Annotated in this window: 19 protein-coding genes; 16 read left to right on the forward strand and 3 right to left on the reverse strand. The window is 60.1% G+C overall.

The features are described 5' to 3' along the window. Window positions 1–8: 8 nt before the first annotated feature. The 6 genes from AAY24_RS16580 (at window position 9) to draG (ending at window position 2,973) form a co-directional block, all read left to right on the forward strand. The gene (locus tag AAY24_RS16580) at window positions 9–287 is read left to right on the forward strand and encodes a 4Fe-4S binding protein (protein ID WP_046860615.1); all 279 of its coding nucleotides are present in this window, start codon (window positions 9–11) and stop codon (window positions 285–287) included. Between the two features lie 18 nt (window positions 288–305). After that, window positions 306–506, forward strand: coding sequence for a hypothetical protein (locus tag AAY24_RS19320; RefSeq protein ID WP_199930418.1), 201 nt, complete (start codon window positions 306–308; stop codon window positions 504–506). Next, the gene (locus AAY24_RS16585; protein WP_046860616.1) at window positions 503–928 is read left to right on the forward strand and encodes an ArsC/Spx/MgsR family protein; all 426 of its coding nucleotides are present in this window, start codon (window positions 503–505) and stop codon (window positions 926–928) included. Before AAY24_RS19320 ends, AAY24_RS16585 begins: the two co-directional genes overlap by 4 nt. A 49-nt stretch (window positions 929–977) precedes the next feature. Continuing rightward, window positions 978–1,262 (forward strand): 2Fe-2S iron-sulfur cluster-binding protein, encoded by a 285-nt coding sequence (locus AAY24_RS16590; protein WP_046860617.1) that lies wholly within the window; start codon window positions 978–980, stop codon window positions 1,260–1,262. 17 nt (window positions 1,263–1,279) lie between these two features. Beyond that, window positions 1,280–1,957: a nitrogen fixation protein NifQ gene (locus AAY24_RS16595; RefSeq protein ID WP_234422195.1), complete on the forward strand. Its 678-nt coding sequence runs from the start codon at window positions 1,280–1,282 to the stop codon at window positions 1,955–1,957. Between the two features lie 89 nt (window positions 1,958–2,046). Further along, window positions 2,047–2,973 carry an ADP-ribosyl-[dinitrogen reductase] hydrolase gene (draG, locus tag AAY24_RS16600; RefSeq protein ID WP_046860618.1) on the forward strand — a complete coding sequence of 309 codons (927 nt, stop codon included), beginning with the start codon at window positions 2,047–2,049 and terminating at the stop codon, window positions 2,971–2,973. Window positions 2,974–3,182: 209 nt separating this feature from the next. Here draG and AAY24_RS16605 read toward each other — a convergent pair whose 3' ends face one another. From AAY24_RS16605 to AAY24_RS16615, 3 genes are all read right to left on the reverse strand, one after another. After that, window positions 3,183–3,584, reverse strand: coding sequence for a bacteriohemerythrin (locus AAY24_RS16605; protein WP_234422196.1), 402 nt, complete (start codon window positions 3,582–3,584; stop codon window positions 3,183–3,185). A 122-nt stretch (window positions 3,585–3,706) separates the two neighbouring features. Continuing rightward, window positions 3,707–4,600 (reverse strand): SIR2 family protein, encoded by an 894-nt coding sequence (locus AAY24_RS16610; RefSeq protein ID WP_046860619.1) that lies wholly within the window; start codon window positions 4,598–4,600, stop codon window positions 3,707–3,709. 143 nt (window positions 4,601–4,743) lie between these two features. Next, window positions 4,744–5,589, reverse strand: coding sequence for an NAD(+)--dinitrogen-reductase ADP-D-ribosyltransferase (locus tag AAY24_RS16615; protein WP_046860620.1), 846 nt, complete (start codon window positions 5,587–5,589; stop codon window positions 4,744–4,746). 187 nt (window positions 5,590–5,776) lie between these two features. Between AAY24_RS16615 and nifH the strand changes: the two genes are divergently transcribed. From nifH to AAY24_RS16665, 10 genes are all read left to right on the forward strand, one after another. Continuing rightward, on the forward strand, window positions 5,777–6,652 hold the full coding sequence (gene nifH, locus AAY24_RS16620; protein ID WP_046860621.1) for a nitrogenase iron protein: 876 nt from the start codon (window positions 5,777–5,779) through the stop codon (window positions 6,650–6,652). A gap of 173 nt (window positions 6,653–6,825) precedes the next feature. Continuing rightward, window positions 6,826–8,307, forward strand: coding sequence for a nitrogenase molybdenum-iron protein alpha chain (nifD, locus tag AAY24_RS16625; RefSeq protein WP_046860622.1), 1,482 nt, complete (start codon window positions 6,826–6,828; stop codon window positions 8,305–8,307). A gap of 140 nt (window positions 8,308–8,447) precedes the next feature. Beyond that, window positions 8,448–10,019 (forward strand): nitrogenase molybdenum-iron protein subunit beta, encoded by a 1,572-nt coding sequence (gene nifK, locus AAY24_RS16630; RefSeq protein ID WP_046860623.1) that lies wholly within the window; start codon window positions 8,448–8,450, stop codon window positions 10,017–10,019. Window positions 10,020–10,142: 123 nt separating this feature from the next. Continuing rightward, window positions 10,143–10,355, forward strand: coding sequence for a putative nitrogen fixation protein NifT (nifT, locus tag AAY24_RS16635; RefSeq protein WP_046860624.1), 213 nt, complete (start codon window positions 10,143–10,145; stop codon window positions 10,353–10,355). 25 nt (window positions 10,356–10,380) lie between these two features. Next, window positions 10,381–10,575 carry a 4Fe-4S binding protein gene (locus AAY24_RS16640; RefSeq protein WP_046860625.1) on the forward strand — a complete coding sequence of 65 codons (195 nt, stop codon included), beginning with the start codon at window positions 10,381–10,383 and terminating at the stop codon, window positions 10,573–10,575. A 64-nt stretch (window positions 10,576–10,639) separates the two neighbouring features. Further along, the gene (locus AAY24_RS16645) at window positions 10,640–11,353 is read left to right on the forward strand and encodes a dinitrogenase iron-molybdenum cofactor biosynthesis protein (protein WP_046860626.1); all 714 of its coding nucleotides are present in this window, start codon (window positions 10,640–10,642) and stop codon (window positions 11,351–11,353) included. After that, the gene (locus AAY24_RS16650) at window positions 11,350–11,616 is read left to right on the forward strand and encodes a DUF6129 family protein (RefSeq protein ID WP_046860627.1); all 267 of its coding nucleotides are present in this window, start codon (window positions 11,350–11,352) and stop codon (window positions 11,614–11,616) included. Before AAY24_RS16645 ends, AAY24_RS16650 begins: the two co-directional genes overlap by 4 nt. Beyond that, window positions 11,613–12,365, forward strand: a complete 753-nt coding sequence (locus AAY24_RS16655; protein WP_234422197.1) for a 4Fe4S-binding leucine-rich repeat protein — start codon at window positions 11,613–11,615, stop codon at window positions 12,363–12,365. The genes AAY24_RS16650 and AAY24_RS16655 overlap by 4 nt, the downstream gene beginning before the upstream one ends. A 104-nt stretch (window positions 12,366–12,469) precedes the next feature. Beyond that, window positions 12,470–13,528, forward strand: coding sequence for a glycosyl transferase family protein (locus tag AAY24_RS16660; protein ID WP_052761292.1), 1,059 nt, complete (start codon window positions 12,470–12,472; stop codon window positions 13,526–13,528). Window positions 13,529–13,562: 34 nt separating this feature from the next. Further along, window positions 13,563–14,510 (forward strand): hypothetical protein, encoded by a 948-nt coding sequence (locus AAY24_RS16665; protein ID WP_234422198.1) that lies wholly within the window; start codon window positions 13,563–13,565, stop codon window positions 14,508–14,510. Window positions 14,511–14,622 lie beyond the last annotated feature (112 nt).

Below are 14,622 nucleotides of genomic sequence, written 5' to 3' on the forward strand. Positions count from 1 at the left end.
GCAATAGCATGGCTTATGAAATTATTGATAGTTGCGTCAACTGCTGGGCCTGCGAACCGCTCTGCCCCAGCCAGGCAATCTCCGAACAGCGACCCCATTTCCGGATAGATGCGAAAAAGTGCACCGAGTGCGAGGGGGACTATGCCGATCCCCAGTGCGTCAGCATCTGTCCCATCGAGGGGGCCATCCTGAATCCGTTTGGCGAGGCGGCCAACCCGCCCGGTTCGCTCACCGGTATCCAGCCGGAGCGCATGGCTCAGGTGATGGCGGAGATCCAGGCCCGTTAACCACAATAGGAGCAGCCCGTGTCCACGATCAGCAACTTCAAGAGCACCCCATCCACCGCCCCGGTTTCAATCCGTTGTCGACGCTGGCTGCATGGGTTGCGACAACGGCCATCAGCGGGAGTCCAACCGGCCTGGACCCACTTGCCGCATCGCCTGTGGCAGCGCAACTCTGCTCTGCTGGTGCTCCTGCATGAGCGGCAACCGGACCTTGTCCCATGACCCGGTTATGGTTTTATGAAAAGCCGGGCTGTGTCGGTAACCGGGAGCAACTGGCACTGCTCCAGCGTCTGGGCTACCAGCCGGAGGTGCGGAATCTGTTGAGTCAGCCCTGGACAGTGGAGACTCTGCGGCCGTTTTTCGGCAGTAAACCGGTATCTGAATGGTTTAACAGCACCGCTCCGGCGGTCAGAAACGGGGCGATCGAGATTGCCCGGCTGGAGCCGGACCAGGCTCTTCGGCTGATGCTGGCCGAGCCGCTGCTGATCCGCCGGCCGCTGTTGCAGTACGGCTCGTTCCGGCAGTCCGGATTTGAGTCCGGCCCGGTGTTGATCGCCCTGGGTATTCCGACGGATCTGTTAACCGACCTGAACAGCTGCCCGGTAGAGGCGGACAGGGCGGCCTGTGCCGTGATCGATCTGTAGGGGCAGGAGAGTTTATCGCAGCGAGGTTTTACACCACAGGTGAGCAGCAATGGCGAAAGCAAACATTACCTTTGAAGATATTGATCGCACTGTCAGCGTGCCGGCCGGTACCCGGGTCATAGAGGTTTCCGAGCAGGTTGGCGCCGGTATTGTCTACGGCTGCCGGGAGGGCGATTGTGGTACCTGCATCATGCATGTTCAGGAGGGTTGGCATAACCTCACCGAGCCCAGTGTTCTGGAGGAGAAGGTGCTAAAGGAGAACATGGCGGGACGGCATGACCGACTCGCCTGCCAGGCACAGATCATTGGTGACTGCCGTATCAAACCGACCTGATCGAAACGGAGTTCCGCATGGCGCTGATTAAATGCCGATACATATTCCAGGCTGGACCGCTGGTCCCCGGCTTCGTGGGTGTTACCCTGTTGCGCTGTCTGCGCCGGGACGGGAACCGAACAATGCTGAGCGCAGTCAAGGCGGATGAATCGCTGGCATCAATATATACCGCCCTGATGGCCCAGCGTCGCGGGGAACCGGCTGAAGAGAACCTGGCCCGCATGCTCGCCTCCTGGTCGCTGGGTCGGGGCGTGCTGCCCGACTGGTTGGGGCTGGGTGAGCTGCGTTACCGGCAGTTGATGGCACGCCATTTCCCCGGCATCGATCCCGACCGATTGGCCCACTTTGGCCGGCCATTGGCGCCCGATCGTGACGACGAGCAAGCGGAGCTGCTGAGTCTGCTGCTGGCCCATCGCAGTGGTATCACCTCCTCGGAGAAATGGATTGCCGGCATTGTCACTGCCGGCTGCCTGGGGAGCGATCACCTGTGGCAGGACCTGGGGTTGTGGAGCCGCCCCGATCTGACCCGGCTGATGCTGGACCACTTTGCACCGCTTGCCCGGCGCAACGACAGGAACATGAAATGGAAACGCTTCCTCTACAAGCAGTTGTGCGAGTCCGAGGGGATCTATGTCTGCCGCTCACCCAGTTGCGAGGTCTGTATTGATTACGCCAACTGCTTTGAGCAGGAGTAGGACGACAGCAGGTTGCCGGGGATGGACGAGCAGATCGGCGGCAGTGATGGTTGCCGGGGTGGACACAACCCACGGGGGAGTGAAGGACGATGAACAGATCACTCTCCATTGAACAGCGGGCCATCGGTGCCTACCTGGGGCTGGCGGTCGGGGATGCCCTCGGTGCCACCACCGAGTTTCTCACCCCCAATGAAATCCGTGACCGTTACGGTGTGCATGACAGCATCATCGGTGGCGGTTGGTTGCATCTCAAACCCGGCCAGGTGACCGATGATACCGGCATGAGTCTGGCCCTGGGGAAGGCGATACTGGCGCAGGGGGGCGTCCAGGCGGTACCGGTGGCGCGGGCATTCAGTGACTGGATGCGCAGCAAGCCGGTGGATATCGGCCACACGGTACGGCGCGGCATTGTGCACTTCCGGGACAGCGGTGTGCCCGCCGTGCCCGAGAACGAGTTCGATGCCGGAAACGGTGCCTGTATGCGTTCCCTGCCGGTCGCTATCGCCTACTGGAACGCCCCGCCTGAGCTGCTGCTGGAGGCGTCCCGTATCCAGTCCCACATCACTCACAACAATCCCCAGGCCGATGCGGGTACCGAGGCGGTACTGCACATGCTGGTCGCCGCCTTTCGGGGCGAACCCTTATCGACCCTTCAACAGATTGCCGGACAACTGGTAGCGCAACAGCCCGCGTACCGTTTTGACAGGCGGCCGGTGCAGAATCCCGGTGGCTGGATCGTGGAGACCCTGCAGGCGGTGTTTCAGTCCCTGTTCAACCAGGGTACGTTGGAAGCGATATTGATCGACGTAGTGAACCGCGGGGGCGATGCGGATACCACCGGCGCCATCGCCGGCATGCTGGCGGGTGCCTGTCAGGGCGTCGAAGCCATTCCGAGACGCTGGCTGCGGGCGCTGGATCGGGACGTGCGCAGCGCCTGCGAACAACAGGCGCTGGCGTTGTTGGAGTTGGCGGCAACCGCCCGGTGGGCCGGGCCGGAATCCGCAGTGTCGAATTAATACAATTTCTGTCCTTCTGTGTAACGTCCACCCTACGGGGGAGTGCGGCTGTTGTCCATCCAACCCGGGTGGGCATGTTTTCTATGCCCACGGGGGAAGCGCGGTACGGATTGCAGCGTGGGCACCATGTACCCATCCTACAGGAGTGCGGCTGTTGTCTATCCAGCCCGGTAGGGTGGGCATGTTTTTTATGCCCACGGGGCACCTGGCTACCGGTTACCGTGCAGTTTAAGATGCGCCGCCAGGGCGCTGTCCATGGTGCGGGCATGCAGATCGAACCAGCCAGGCAGGTGGTTTGTTACATAGTCCCGGCCCATGGCGAGGGAACCCCGGGCGACTTTCTCAGCAAAGCGATCCAGCTCCCCCAGCACCCGCTGATGTTCATCCATGTGTTCACGAATGGCGGGGAACCGGTACAGCTCCATCAGTTGCCCTTCCGATTCAAAATGGGCATGGGTGTGTCGAACCAGTTGTTCAAACAGCCTGATAAAATTGTCCCGCTCCGATTCGGCAAGCTGATTGACCAGGGAGATGAACTCGTTGTGGGTCTGGTCCATGATCTTTACGCCGAGTCGGTAGCAGGGGTTATCGGGTTTGATAATCGGCTGCACGGACAGCGCTCCGGTGTTGGTCGGTATGCCAGGGTGACGGTGTGCGCCTGGGGTGTGGTGTGGATCGGGGACAGGGAGATCGGTCCGGCGGATAGCCGGTCAGTCTCCCGCCCGGTTCTGGTTCAGATCCGCTGTTCATTCCGTAACGGCAACGTTGCGCAGTGCTGCGCCGACATCCCGGCAGCGGCCATCAACTCGCCCACCTCGGCTTCGATGATGTGGATATTCATCCGCTTGCAGAAACGGCGCTCCTTGTCGTTGGGTTCGGCAATCAGCGCCCAGCCGGCCGGTTGGGCCGCATCGTAGATCATGTCCGACAAAACCATCCGTTCCGTATCCCGGGTCATGCGCAGACCGATGAACAGGTACTGTTTTCCGCGCCGGTACTGCTTGACGAAACCGGGAATGGCGAAGCCACCCATCAACTCGGTGATGTAATCCACATAGTCGGCATCCGAGGCGATATAGGTGGCGTCCGGCAGCGGGCTGCCCATCGGTTTGAACAGGATCGGCAGCGATGGATCCACCGCTTCCTGGGGGATCTCCCCGGCGGAGTAAGTGGTACCGTCGTAGTGATGGATACGAAACCGGTAGTCGGTGCCGGCAACACGGGAGATGCCGCGAATCAGGGTATGGGGACGATCAGCGTAGTGCTGCTGCAGCTGGCTGTCCCGGTTGATGTCGATCACATAGGGGGTGTGGATATCCGCCAGCCACTTATGCAGTGGTGAAGGACTCCAGCGGGTATCGCCATACAGGGTGTCGAGGAACCGGTTGACGGCGCTGCGTCCCCGTTTCAGTTCGATATCCATGGCGGCCCGGGGGAATTCATACATCAACCGCGGTGCCATGGGATTGCCGTTGTTCATGGCCAGGATCAGGCTGTCACTGTCGGCCGGGATCGGTTCGCCCGTGTCCAGGTGAGTCACGCCTTCCAGTGCACCGGGTCCCAGGTAAGGCACAATATCGCCGCTGGTGATGCCCTCGATGAGCGTCAGCATAGTTGTCTCTGCCATGTTTGGTACTCCTTGACTAGTGGGTATTAGCTGTCAGGAGCAAGAGCCGGGCCAAATGGGGTGTTGGCTGTTGGAACAGTAACTTAGCTGTTTTTCTGTATGGCGGGGCAGGGACAATTGTCGGGTTTCCTACACCGTTTCTGCTAGAAAGCGCTCAGGTTCACCTCGTACACGCCGCCGATCACCAGGTACTCATCTTCGCCACTCAGGCGGCCCGGCAGCAGGCCCGGCAGGTAGGCCAGCTTGCTCAGGGGTATGGCGGCTTCCAGGATATAGTCACCAAACTCGTCGGCCCGTTCCCGGTTGCCGGTAAAGGAGTTGATGTTATTCAGTACCAGAATGTAACGATGTCGGCCCGGTTGATGCAGCACTTCGTGTTCATTGATTCGATTAATGCCACGGTACAGGGTGAGATGGGTCTGTCCGGGAAACTGCCGGGCTATCTCGTACTGGCAGTAGGTGTAGAGCAGATCGAGCTGGGACTCCAGCGCGTTGGTGTTGTACAGCCCCTGGGTGCGGGCCGCCAGGTAAGCCTGGTAGGGGAGCGAGTTGATATCCCCCACCGGTCCCTGGTGGTTGCGTGGCAGGAGGCCGAAGCGGGACTCCACCCAACCTTTTAATACAGCCGCCTCTTTACTGTCGGGATCGAACAACCAGCCGCGCAGAATGCGCAGGTAATCGGCCCGGCCCCGGTGCTTCTTGCCGGGGCGTTCGGGCAGGCCGGCCTCTTCCGGGTGATCCAGTAGAAACCCGGAGCGCATGTAATCCTGAAAATTTTCCGCTCGCCGGGTGGCATCGTCGATCCCATCCAGGCTCTGGAACAGGGCGTCGTGCAACTCCGCCACGCCGTCCAGGGAGAGCGGCGCCGGGTGGTGCTGGAAAGTAAGGCTGCCAAGGATCACCGGCGGCAGATTGCAGTGGTTGAGAGAGCTTCTGGCGTGGGCCGGGAGCGAGGCGTCAGCCGCTGTGGTTTGTCTGTATTCATCCATACATTTTATTGGGTTTGTCGCAAACCCGACCCTCTTGGTCGGTTCCTTGGCGTTGAAAAATAGTTAATAAATACAGTTAGTTAACTTCTTTATCTGTTTTTGGCACAGGCTTTGCTCAATACCCGTTGTGCAGGTGATACAGCGTATTCAATCACCACTGACTTTAACAACGAGTAAGGAGATCGACATGGCACTGCGTCAATGTGCAATTTACGGTAAAGGTGGTATCGGCAAGTCTACCACGACCCAGAACCTGGTGGCTGGTCTGGCCGAACTGGGTAAAAAGGTAATGATCGTCGGTTGCGATCCGAAGGCGGATTCCACCCGTCTGATTCTGCACTCCAAGGCGCAGAATACCATCATGGAGATGGCTGCCGAGGCCGGTACCGTCGAGGATCTGGAGCTGGAAGATGTGCTCAAGGTGGGCTATGGCGATATCAAGTGTGTCGAGTCCGGTGGTCCGGAGCCCGGCGTCGGTTGTGCCGGCCGCGGTGTGATCACCGCCATCAACTTCCTGGAAGAGGAAGGCGCCTACGAGGAAGACCTGGACTTCGTTTTCTATGACGTGCTGGGTGACGTGGTATGCGGCGGATTCGCCATGCCGATTCGCGAGAACAAGGCCCAGGAGATCTACATCGTCTGCTCCGGCGAGATGATGGCCATGTACGCGGCCAACAACATCTCCAAGGGTATTGTGAAATACGCCAACTCCGGTGGCGTGCGCCTGGCAGGTCTGATCTGCAACAGCCGTAATACTGCCCGCGAGGATGAGCTGATCATGGAGCTGGCCCGTCAGCTGGGTACCCAGATGATCCACTTTGTACCCCGTGACAACGTAGTGCAGCGTGCCGAGATCCGGCGTATGACCGTGATCGAGTACGACCCTGAAGCCAAGCAGGCGCAGGAGTACCGTAACCTGGCGCAGAAGATTATCGATAACCAGAACTTTGTCATCCCCACACCCATCACCATGGACGCGCTGGAAGAGCTGCTGATGGAGTTCGGCCTGATGGATGAGGAAGACGAGAGCATCATCGGCCAGAAGGCCGCCGCCGAGGCGTAAGGTGGATGACCCCTTCAGGGGGGTGAGCATCGCTGTCGGTTGGGCTGTGAATGCCCACAGCCGGTTTTTGAAAACGACCCGGCGTGTCGGGGTTGCCCCCCGGCCCAACTGACGGCTTCTTTCACGACCCCGCGTATCCACGGATTAGTGGTGCCGGGAGAAGGAGACAAACTATGTCAACAATGACACGCGAAGAGACAGCAGCCCTGATCCAGGAGGTGCTGGAGGTTTACCCAGAGAGTGCACGGGAAGAGCGTGCCAAACATCTCACGGTCAATGACCAGTCGGTGGAACAGTCGAAAAAGTGCATAACCTCCAACCGTAAATCCCAGCCGGGTGTGATGACTATCCGGGGTTGCGCCTATGCCGGCTCCAAGGGTGTGGTGTGGGGACCGATCAAAGACATGATCCACATCTCCCACGGTCCGGTTGGCTGTGGACAGTATTCCCGCGCCGGGCGGCGTAACTACTATGTCGGCACCACCGGTATCAACACCTTCGGCACCATGAACTTCACCTCGGATTTCCAGGAGAAGGATATTGTCTTCGGCGGCGACAAGAAGCTGTCCAAGATCATGACTGAGATCGAGCAGCTGTTTCCGCTCAACAAGGGTATTACCATCCAGTCAGAGTGTCCCATCGGCCTGATCGGTGACGACATCGAAGCGGTCGCCAAAAAGGCCACCACCGAGATCAGCAAACCGGTGGTGCCGGTGCGCTGTGAAGGTTTCCGGGGTGTCTCCCAGTCCCTGGGACATCACATCGCCAATGACGCGGTACGTGACTGGGTGCTGGGCAACCGGGACGACGACACCAGTTTTGAGAGCACGCCTTACGACGTGACCATTCTGGGTGACTACAACATCGGCGGTGACGCCTGGGCCTCCCGTACCCTGCTGGAAGAGATGGGCCTGCGGGTGATCGCCCAGTGGTCCGGCGACGGCACCCTGGCGGAGATGGAGAACACGCCCAAGGCGAAGCTCAACCTGCTGCACTGCTACCGTTCCATGAACTACATCTCGCGGCATATGGAAGAGAAGTACGGCATCCCCTGGATGGAGTACAACTTCTTCGGCCCCACCAAGATTGCCGAATCCCTGCGCCAGATCGCCTCTTTCTTTGACGAGACCATCCAGGCCAATGCGGAGAAGGTGATAGAGAAGTACAAGGCCGAGTACGAGGCGGTAATCGCCAAGTACCGTCCACGCCTGGAAGGCAAACGGGTGATGCTCTACGTGGGTGGCCTGCGGCCGCGTCACATTATCGGCGCCTATGAAGACCTGGGCATGGAAGTGGTCGGTACCGGTTACGAGTTCGGCCATAACGATGACTACGACCGCACCATCAAGGAGATGGGTAACGCCACCCTGATCTATGACGATGTCACCGGCTACGAGTTCGAGGAGTTCGTCAAGCGGGTTAAGCCGGACCTGATCGGTTCCGGTATCAAGGAGAAATACATCTTCCAGAAAATGGGTATCCCGTTCCGCCAGATGCACTCCTGGGATTACTCCGGTCCCTATCACGGCTATGACGGTTTCGCCATCTTTGCCCGGGATATGGATATGACCCTGAACAACCCCTGCTGGAGCAAGATCAAGGCACCCTGGGAAACCCATGGTGAGACAGCAGAGGCGGCCGTGGCCGGCGCCTGACAGCCCGTTAAAGCAGATTGGGCCGTTACTCACTCACTGCCTGGTCTGGCAGTAGCAGCCCAATCTGCAACCGAGGCGTAGCAAGTTTATTTTCATCTGACCCGTTGTCCACGGATTAGTGGCGCGGGAGGAGAGCGATCATGAGTCAAGCAGTCGAAGATATCAAAGCGAGTTATCCCCTGTTCCGTCAGGACGAGTACAAGGATACCCTGTCCAACAAGCAGGAGCTGTTCGAAGAGAAAGTGCCCCAGGAGAAGATTGAAGAGGTATTCCAGTGGTCCACCACCGAGGAGTACAAGGAGCTCAACTTCAATCGTGAAGCCCTGACCGTCAACCCGGCCAAGGCGTGCCAGCCCCTCGGTGCCGTGCTGTGTGCCCTGGGGTTTGAAAAGACCCTGCCCTATGTGCACGGTTCACAGGGTTGTGTGGCCTACTTCCGCACCTACTTCAATCGTCACTTCAAGGAGCCGATCGCCTGTGTCTCCGACTCCATGACCGAAGATGCGGCAGTATTCGGCGGCCAGAAGAACATGTTTGCCGGGCTGGAGAATGCCAAGGCACTCTACAAGCCGGAGATGATCGCGGTCTCCACCACCTGTATGGCAGAGGTGATCGGTGACGACCTGAACGCCTTTATCGGCAACGCCAAGAAAGAGGGCAGCGTGGCGGAGGATTTCCCCACCCCGTTCGCCCACACCCCCAGTTTTGTCGGCTCCCACACCACCGGCTGGGACAACATGTTCGAGGGTATCCAGCGCTATTTCACCCTCAACCACATGGAAGACAAGGTGGTCGGCAGCAACGGCAAGATCAACATCGTGCCGGGCTTCGAGACCTACCTGGGTAACTTCCGGGTGATCAAGCGCATGATGGCGGAGATGGATGTGGATTGCAGCCTGCTGTCCGATCCCAGCGATGTACTGGACACCCCGGCGGACGGCGAGTATCGCATGTACGACGGCGGCACCTCCCTGGAGGAGATCAAGGATGCGCCGAACGCTATCGACACCCTCTACCTGCAGCCCTGGCAGTCGGTAAAGAGTCGCAAGTTCACCAAGGGAACCTGGAAGCACCCGGTCACCGACATCGCCATTCCGATGGGGCTGGAGGCCACCGACGAGTTCCTCATGAAGATATCCGAACTGACCGGCAAGCCGATCCCCGAATCCCTGACCCGGGAGCGCGGCATCCTGGTGGACATGATGACCGACAGCCACGCCTGGCTGCACGGCAAGCAGTTTGGTCTCTACGGCGATGCGGACTTTGTCATGGGTATGACCCGCTTCCTGCTGGAGCTGGGCGCCGAGCCGACCCAGATCCTCTGCAGCCACGCCAACAAACGCTGGAAGAAGAGCCTGGAGAAGATGCTGGCGGACTCCCCCTATGGTCAGAACAGTGAAGTGCATATCGGCAAGGATCTGTGGCACTTCCGTTCCCTGATGTTCACCAACAAGCCGGACTTTATGATCGGTAACTCCTACGGCAAGTTCATCCAGCGCGACACCCTGCACAAGGGCAAGGAGCACGAAGTGCCGCTGATTCGTATCGGCTTCCCGATCTTTGACCGGCACCATATGCACCGGGATACCACCCTGGGTTACGAAGGCGCCATGTACATGCTCAAGACCCTGGTCAACGCGGTGCTGGAACGGCTTGACGAAGAGACCCGCGGCATGGGTACCACCGACTACAACTACGACCTGATCCGCTAACCGACAACGGGACGGGGTCACTGCTCACCACACTGTGCAGTGACTCCGCCACCGTTGCCGGTGCGATTGGTTAACCGGGGGCGAAACCTGTCCCGGGACCGGGTTCGGAAACGAGGTGACAAAATGCCCAGTGTAATGATTCGAGTGAAAGACAATGGCGCGCTTCTGTTCTACATCGCCAAGAAAGATCAGGAAGACGAAATCGCCAGCGTGGAGCTGGATACCGAGGAGAGTTGGGGGGGTGAAGTGGAACTGACCGATGGTTCGCGCTACTACATCGACCCGATCACGCCCCGGCCCAGCTTTCCCACCACGCTGCGTTTTAAACGCGTTTGAAACCTGTAATTGAAGGAGAACTATCATGGCCCTAACCATAGTGAGAGACCTCTGTACCGCCTGCGGTGACTGTGAACCGGTCTGTCCCACCCAATCTATCTCCCCGTTCAAGGGGCTGTACAAGATCGACACCGACAGCTGCACCGAGTGCGAAGGTGAGTTCGATGTTCCCCAGTGCCTGGATGTCTGCATGGAAGACGACTGCATTATCGCGGCGTGAGCAGCCCCCTATCCAACACCGGCCTTCGCCAGGAAGGCCGGTTATCTCAAGTCAGGAGACAGCAATGAACAGCCCAGCCCTCGATAAAGAGATTGCGTTGCGTATCGGACTGGCGGCGCGTGAACTACCGGAAACCGACATCCCGCGCCTGCTGCGGGTGCTGGATGATGCGGTGGGACTGCCACCGGATAAAAAACAGCTCGCCGGCCTGACAGTGAAACAGCTCAAGTCGGCGGCTGATGGGGAACTGGCCGACCTGGACAGCGGCTCGATCAGGGCGGCGCTGGCCTGCCTCAAGGGTGATATACCGGTGTTCGAGGAGCCGCTGCCCGAGGTGGTTCCCTATCAGGATGGAGAGATGCCGAACAGCATCCGGGTCGCCTGCGCGTCGAACCGGGGCGATCTGCTGGACGGCCATTTTGGATCCTGCCGCCGTTTCCTGATCTACCAGGTGGGAGCGGCGGAGCAGCGCCTGATCGATATCCGGGAGATCGGCAGCGTACCGAAGGGGGAAGACAAAAACCTGTATCGCGTAGCGCAGATTGCGGATTGCCAGATACTGTTTGTCGCCTCCATCGGGGGAACGCCGGCGGCCAAGGTTATCCGGGCCGGTATCCATCCGGTGAAGAAACCCCAGGCCGGGTCGGCGGCAATTGAGATAGCTGAGCTCGGTGCCGTGATCGGCAGGAGCGCACCGCCCTGGTTGGCCAAGATCATGGGTCAACCACCGGAGCAGCGAGTGCGCTTTGTCCCCTCCACCCTGGAGAGCACGGCATGATTACCCGGGAGCAGCTCAACGCGATCAACTGGCTGGTGGCTGACAAGCCGTTGTCGGAGAGTGTGGTGGGACTGTTGCGTAACCACTTTCCCGATATCCATTTCACCTACTGCATGGATGACGATGTAATGGCGGCCCGTCCGGTACTGGAAGCCAGCGGGTTCAATCTGTACCTGATTGACAGTAGCCAGCACTGTCTCAGTTTCACCCAGGACATGGAGCTGGCGACCGGCGTGGTGGTGGCCGAAATCGAGCCCGAATGAACACTGCCACCATGTCCCGTGAAGATGATGCCACTCCGCGCGCCGATTGCCGCAACTGTCCACACCGGGATGACCGGCTGCAAAAGGGCCGTTGTCACCCGGGGGATGCCTGTGTCGGTGCCCCGAGTGGACGGCAGATTGCGCGCTTTTTCAAAATCAATCCGGACCTGGCGGAGCAGTATGCCGGCGACCCGTTCTGGGAGCGCCGCGCCATTGCCGCCCGCTATCTGTCGATACAGCGTCTGTTACGGATGCTGGATGATCCCGATGAGGTAGTCAGGCGGGTGCTGGCTTATCGCCTGCCGGTGGAGTCCCTGGGCACCCTGGTCAATGACCCGGATCGGGAGGTGCGGGTAACGGTGGCGGACCGTCTGCCGCCGGAGCAGCTGGAACAGCTGGCCCAGGACGAGGATTACCTGGTGCGGCAGTACGTGGCCCGGCGGCTCAAGACCGGACGACTGTTCCGTCTGCTGCGGGATCCGGAGCGCGAAGTGCGCAAGACCGTGGCCAGCCGGCTGCCGGTGGAGAGTCTGGGACTGATGCGGGATGACAGCTCGTCCGAGATACGCCGTATCGTGGCCGCCCGGATCGAAGTCGACGCCCTGGGTCCCTTTTTGCAGGACAGTGACTGGCGGGTACGGCTGGTGGCCAGCCAACGGGCACCGCTGGAACAGCTGGAAGCGCTGCGTGATGACCCCGATGAGGATGTACGGGCGGCGGTCAGAAAACGGTTCGAACAGTCCCGGTAACCTGGACGTACCGGAAAAAAACTGCGCCTGGTCTACGGCGAATGACAATGGTCAGCGTCTCCGCAGGACCGGCTTGAACAAAACGAGTAAAGGTGGAAACCCTCATGCATCCATTTGCACGCTTTATCCAGATTCTCGGCAAAGGACGCCAGGGCATGCGCGGACTGAGCCGCACGGAGGCCTACGAGGCGATGCGGATGATCGCCTGCTATGACGTGGAGCCGGAACAGCTGGGTGCCTTTCTGATGCTGATGCGGATCAAGGAGGAGAGTGCCGAAGAGGTGGCCGGTTTTACCCAGGCCCTGCGGGAAAGTTTTCACGTGGCGGAGTCGGCCTTCCAGCCCGCTATCGACTGGGCCGCCTATGCCGGTAAGAAACGGCAACTGCCCTGGTTCCTGCTGGCGGCCCTGATCCTGGCCGGTCGCGGCTACCCGGTGCTGATGCACGGGCTGCGGCGCGATGATGAACGGCTCTATGTGCCGGAGGCGCTGGAGGCGCTGGAGATTGAAACGGCCCGTTCCCTGGTGGATGCCCAGGAGCAGCTCCGGCTGCGGGGCTTCGCCTATCTGCCGATCAGCAAGTTCTCGCCACTCACCGCCGAGCTGATCGAGACCCGTAACCTGTTTGGCCTGCGGCCGCCCCTGCATACCGTGGCGCGCATGCTCAATCCGCTCTCCGCACCGCTGTCGGTCATGGGGGTGTTCCATCCCAACTTTGCCCCGATTCATCAACAGGCCGCCCTGCTGCTGGAGCAGCCCGCTGCCCTGATCTGCAAGGGTGACGGCGGCGAGTTGGAACGTATCCCGGACCGTTCCGTGGAGCTGTTCGGAGTCAGTGACGGCGCAGCCTGGACCACCAGCTGGGAGCGGCTGATGCGTCCCGGTCAACTGGTGAAGCCGGAGCGCCTCAACCTCTATCACTTTATCCAGGTGTGGGAAGGTGAAACAGAGGACAGCTACGGGGAGCAGGCGGTGATCGGCACGCTGGCACTGCTGATCCGGGCACTGGGTCTGGAACTCACGCCGCTTGCGGCACACCAACTGGCGGAGAGCTGGTGGGTGCAGCGCCAGCAGCATCCGCTGCAGGTTCTGGAACGCCCGGCCGCAACCTGCGCCTGTGCGCAGGCGGACAGCCCCCCGGCGGCAACCCCCTTGAGCGGCTGAGTTTCCATGCCAACAAAAAATTAAGGAATCTATCGTGAATACTCTGCTTAACCGCCCCGAACTGCTGGCGGAAATCTGTAGCGCGACGGACGCCGAACAGGGCGTGCCGACCCTGGAACAGAGCCTGCAACGCATTGAACCGAAAATCGGATTGCGACATGTGTTGACCCGGGGCAGCTGGCATCGACCCGGTGGGGTGGTGGATAAGGGATTGACCTCCATCAGCAGCAACCTGCGTCGCTGGGCCGAGCAGGAGTCGGCGGATGATGTGGATACCCTGATCGCCAATTATGCCGATGCCGACTATCTGGTCACCCGTCTGGCCGGCAAGACACACTACTTTACAGCGGTTACCGGTGAGCGACCGGCGGACTTCATCCAGCTGGAGATCGAGCAGTTGCAGGAGGTGGTGGAGCGCCCGCTGGTGATTCCCGACTGGTATCCGGACAGTCTTGAAGAGTTCCTGGAGCCGGTTGATTATCCGCGCCTCAGCCCAACCCCGGTGGGGCCGCCCTTCTATCGATTCCGGCGCGTGACGCCCATCGCCCGACTGCTGGATGAGACAGCTGGCGAGCCGGGTTCATTTACCGCGCTGCGCCGTTTTCTTGATGACTGGGCACAAAGCAGCGCGGTGGAGGGTGGACACTTCTGCCGTCACTGGATACTGGCGTTGCGTGAATACATGGATCGGGACGGTGAGGTGCGCCAGACCGCCACCCCGGTCACCACCTTTAGCGGCAGCCTGCCGGATCTGCCCCCGGGTGAGCGCCTGGGTGGGGCCGAGCTGGCCAATGCCATTCACGCCTATGACCGGGTTGTCGGTTATCCCTTCGCCTGGTTCTTCCATATGCTCAGTCGTCAGGCGGAGAACTATCAGTTGGCCAGGGCGGTGCTACGGGATCTGATGGGAGCGTATGACTACTTGCCGGCACGGGACCTGAAAGTGCTGCGGCAGTGGGAGGCGCGCTCCTACGCCGTGTGATCCGTGGGCGGTTGCCGCGTGGGCATAAACACCATGCCCACCCTACCGGGGAGTTGGGGAATCTGTATGGGTGCCTTGGTCGCAGAACCGCCAATCGTTTTCTGATTGTCGT

This window comes from Sedimenticola thiotaurini (genome assembly GCF_001007875.1).
Classification (GTDB): domain Bacteria; phylum Pseudomonadota; class Gammaproteobacteria; order Chromatiales; family Chromatiaceae; genus Sedimenticola; species Sedimenticola thiotaurini.

Excerpts from the sequence above, each read along its gene's own strand:
- nifD (WP_046860622.1), top strand. The coding sequence starts at position 6,826 with ATGTCAACAATGACACGCGAAGAGACAGCAGCCCTGATCCAGGAGGTG.
- AAY24_RS16590 (WP_046860617.1), top strand. The coding sequence starts at position 978 with ATGGCGAAAGCAAACATTACCTTTGAAGATATTGATCGCACTGTCAGC.
- AAY24_RS16645 (WP_046860626.1), top strand. The coding sequence starts at position 10,640 with ATGAACAGCCCAGCCCTCGATAAAGAGATTGCGTTGCGTATCGGACTG.
- AAY24_RS16660 (WP_052761292.1), top strand. The coding sequence starts at position 12,470 with ATGCATCCATTTGCACGCTTTATCCAGATTCTCGGCAAAGGACGCCAG.
- AAY24_RS16610 (WP_046860619.1), bottom strand. The coding sequence starts at position 4,600 with ATGGCAGAGACAACTATGCTGACGCTCATCGAGGGCATCACCAGCGGC.
- draG (WP_046860618.1), top strand. The coding sequence starts at position 2,047 with ATGAACAGATCACTCTCCATTGAACAGCGGGCCATCGGTGCCTACCTG.
- AAY24_RS16640 (WP_046860625.1), top strand. The coding sequence starts at position 10,381 with ATGGCCCTAACCATAGTGAGAGACCTCTGTACCGCCTGCGGTGACTGT.
- nifK (WP_046860623.1), top strand. The coding sequence starts at position 8,448 with ATGAGTCAAGCAGTCGAAGATATCAAAGCGAGTTATCCCCTGTTCCGT.
- AAY24_RS16615 (WP_046860620.1), bottom strand. The coding sequence starts at position 5,589 with ATGGATGAATACAGACAAACCACAGCGGCTGACGCCTCGCTCCCGGCC.
- AAY24_RS16585 (WP_046860616.1), top strand. The coding sequence starts at position 503 with ATGACCCGGTTATGGTTTTATGAAAAGCCGGGCTGTGTCGGTAACCGG.
- nifT (WP_046860624.1), top strand. The coding sequence starts at position 10,143 with ATGCCCAGTGTAATGATTCGAGTGAAAGACAATGGCGCGCTTCTGTTC.
- AAY24_RS16595 (WP_234422195.1), top strand. The coding sequence starts at position 1,280 with ATGGCGCTGATTAAATGCCGATACATATTCCAGGCTGGACCGCTGGTC.
- nifH (WP_046860621.1), top strand. The coding sequence starts at position 5,777 with ATGGCACTGCGTCAATGTGCAATTTACGGTAAAGGTGGTATCGGCAAG.
- AAY24_RS16580 (WP_046860615.1), top strand. The coding sequence starts at position 9 with ATGGCTTATGAAATTATTGATAGTTGCGTCAACTGCTGGGCCTGCGAA.
- AAY24_RS16650 (WP_046860627.1), top strand. The coding sequence starts at position 11,350 with ATGATTACCCGGGAGCAGCTCAACGCGATCAACTGGCTGGTGGCTGAC.
- AAY24_RS16655 (WP_234422197.1), top strand. The coding sequence starts at position 11,613 with ATGAACACTGCCACCATGTCCCGTGAAGATGATGCCACTCCGCGCGCC.